This is a genomic window from Streptomyces sp., from assembly GCF_035563135.1.
Lineage (GTDB): Bacteria > Actinomycetota > Actinomycetes > Streptomycetales > Streptomycetaceae > Streptomyces.
In genome coordinates, this window is record NZ_DATMVN010000829.1 from 1 (window position 1) to 3202 (window position 3202).

General features: G+C 72.4%; 2 protein-coding genes. Both read left to right on the forward strand.

Going from position 1 to position 3202, the window contains the following annotated elements; all coding sequences use genetic code 11:
* The first annotated feature begins 90 nt into the window (after positions 1-90).
* Positions 91-1371 (forward strand): hypothetical protein, encoded by a 1281-nt coding sequence (locus tag VN520_RS36760; RefSeq protein WP_414720069.1) that lies wholly within the window; start codon positions 91-93, stop codon positions 1369-1371.
* A 31-nt stretch (positions 1372-1402) separates the two neighbouring features.
* Complete coding sequence (locus VN520_RS36765; RefSeq protein ID WP_414720068.1) at positions 1403-2683, forward strand: hypothetical protein; 1281 nt, start codon at positions 1403-1405, stop codon at positions 2681-2683.
* The last annotated feature ends 519 nt before the right edge of the window (positions 2684-3202 follow it).

Below are 3202 nucleotides of genomic sequence, written 5' to 3' on the forward strand. Positions count from 1 at the left end.
TCGCTCCGTACCGCCCGCCGCCCGTCACTTCTCGGCGCCGCTCTCACCACTGCCGGGCTACTGCTCACGCTGACCGGTTCGGCCCTGGCCGTGCCCGTCGGGTCCGCCAGCGCCGCCGCTCGCCCCGGCCCGTCCCCCGCCGCATCCGCCTCCCTCCCGCCCGCTGGCCCCACGGCGGGGGGTTCCGAAGCCGAGGGGGAGGCGCAGGGAACGGAGGGCCGCACCGCCGTGGACCTCCCCGCGGACGTCACGGCGGGCATCGCGGTGTTCGACCGGCTCACCGGCCGCTTCACCGAGTCCCTCCAGGCGGACCGCGCCTTCCGTTCAGCATCCGTGGTCAAGTTGCTGCTCGCACTGGACTTCCTGTGGAACCGGGGACCTGACTACGAGCTGCCGCAGGCGGACCGGGACCGGCTCGAGGCGATGCTGAGCAGGAGTGACGACGCCGCCGCACATCACTACTGGTCCACAGGTGGCGGCAGCGCCGTGGTCTCCCGCATGGTGCCTCGTCTGGGGCTCACCGGTACGGCCCCGCCGCCGGCGGGCTACCCGGGTTACTGGGGTTACACGGCGACCACCGCCGCGGACACCGTCCGCGTCTACCGCTACCTCCTCGACACGGCACCGGCGCCGGTCCGGGACCTCGTCATGGGGGCTCTGCACCGGTCCGAGAGGTGCGCCGCCGACGGCTTCGACCAGGGATTCGGGCTGCCTTCCGCGTTCGACGGACCGGGGGCGGTCAAGCAGGGATGGTCCGGCTTCGCCTCCGGGGGCTGCGTCTCCTCCGGGCCTCCGGCTGCCGCACCCGGCCGCGTCGCGGGCGCTGACCCCCGCACGTCCATGGCGGACCCCCGCACGTCCATGTCGGCAGACGGCACCGGGGGGCCCGGGTCCCGAACGAGGTCCACCAGCGAGGTGTCTCCCCACGAGGGTGCCTCCGCCGCCGTGGTGGATCTGACGTCCGAGGCGCTGCACACCACCGGCACCGTGGGCCCTGACGACCGGACGGTGGTCGCCGTCCTCACCCTGCACCCCGACGGCACCCCGTACGGCACCGCGTACAGCGAGGTCACCGCCCTCACCGGTTCCCTGGACGTCCCCGGCGCCGTCCGCCCCTCCGGCACCCGCTTCACCACCTGGGGCAGTGGCATCCGTGTCCGCGCCTCCGCCACCACCTCCTCCGCCGCCCTCACGACTCTGCCCGCCGGGGTGGACGTCCTCGTCGGGTGCCAGCGGCAGGGCGGGCAGGTCTCGGTCCCGCCCTACGTCAACGACTGGTGGGCGTATCTGCCCCAGTACGGCGGCTGGATCACCAACATCTACATCGTCTCTTCCGGCAACACGCTTCCGGGCGTGCCCCGCTGCTCGTAATCGCCTTCCCCATCCCACAGAAGGAGGCGCCGTGCGCCGCGATCAGAGACCGAACGCCCCCACCGTCCGCCTCCGCCGAGGGACAGCTGTGGCCGTCTCCCTGCTGGCCGTCGCGGGTCTGACACTCACCGCCGGTCCCGCCGCCGCCCGTGATGCCGGGAACGGCGGAACCCCGCTCAGGGGCATCAGCTGGCGGGCGGACCTGTCCGCACCGACGACGGACGCGAGCAACGTCAGCCGCACGGACGGCGATCTGCGCCTGCGCGATCCCGGTACGGCCCCCGCTTCCTCGCGCTCCGCCGGTGGCCAGGGGACGGTCGTGCTGCCCGTACGCGTACTGGACCGCGCCGTCGACCTTGTCACTCCCGACCTCGAGGCCACCGTCCCCGCCGGATCCCGGGTCTCCGTCGAGGTGCGCGGGCGTGACGGGCTGGGCCGGTGGACGGAATGGCGCGAGGCGCGCGACGACGCCCCGGCCCTGCTCCCCCGGGCCGTCACCCGTGTGCAGCTCCGGATCACCCTGGTCTCCGCGCCGAACGGCACCGCTCCGACCGTCAGCGGCCTGCGTCTGAGTGCCGAACTCGGCGGCACGCCCAAGAAGGCCGAGGCCGCGGAGGCCTTCACGACCAGTGTCTACGCGACCCGGGAGGGCCTGGTCGGCGGCACCACGGCGAACGGGCACGTGATCGTCCCGAACGACCACTTCGTGGCGCTGCCCTCCCGGCGCGGTCTTTCCCCGAAGGGCAGTGGGCAGTACTCGGTGCGCGTCTGCGGACCGGTGCGCTGCGAGACCGCGCCGGTGTGGGACGTCGGCCCGTGGAACACCCGCGACGACTACTGGAATCCGTCGTCCGTCCGCGAGACCTTCAAGGACCTGCCGCAGGGCAGGCCCGAGGCACAGGCCGCCTACCAGAACGGCTACAACGGCGGGTTGGACGGCTCGGGTCGCCGGGTGCTCAATCCGGCCGGCATAGACCTGGCCGACGGAACGTTCTACAACGTCGGCCTGAACGACAACGGCTGGGTCACCGTCACCTATCTGTGGACCGGCACCGGTGCTCCGACCACTTCGTTCCCGACCTGGGGCACCGCCGTCAACATCCGTCAGCAGCCCACCGGCACGTCCACCCGCGTCGCTCAGCTCCCGGGCCCCACGACCGTGCGCGTGCAGTGCCAGGTGCACGGCCAGCTCGTCGAGGCCGACGGCCACAGCAACGACGCGTGGTCCTACCTGCCGGACTACGGCGGATACATCTCCAACATCTTCATCGACGTGGCCGACAGCTGGCTGCCCGGCGTTCCGAACTGCTGATCCGCCCGGCCGGCTCCCGGTGAGCAGCACCGCCCGGACAGCGGTGAGGAGAGGCCCGGCCCGCCACGGAGAAGACCATCGCCGCGCTGCTGGCCGGCCCGAACGCGGACACGACGAGCAGGCGGCTACAGCCACAGCCACTCCGGAGCCCACGGCCTGGCCTGATGGCTCAGTCCTCGGCGTTGTTCTTTCGTCGAGAACTGCTGGGGCCCCAGCACCCGCCGGCCTTCGCCGTGCGCTTGCCCTCCGTTCAACCGACGTTCCCGAGCGGGTCGTTCGGGGTACACCGGCATCACCGACGATGCTGGCCCGGGTCCATGGGGGGAGAGCGCAAGCGTCATGGAGGGGGAGACTCAGGTGCCCGAGAACAGACCCGAGACCGAAGAGCCGCAATTAACCGTCACCAGACCCCCGCGCCGACGCCTGCGCAGAGTGCTTGCGACGACGCTGCCCGTCCCGGTCGTCGGACTGGCCCTGCTCGTGACCTCCGGGAACCTGCTGCTGCCCCTGCGGCAGGTG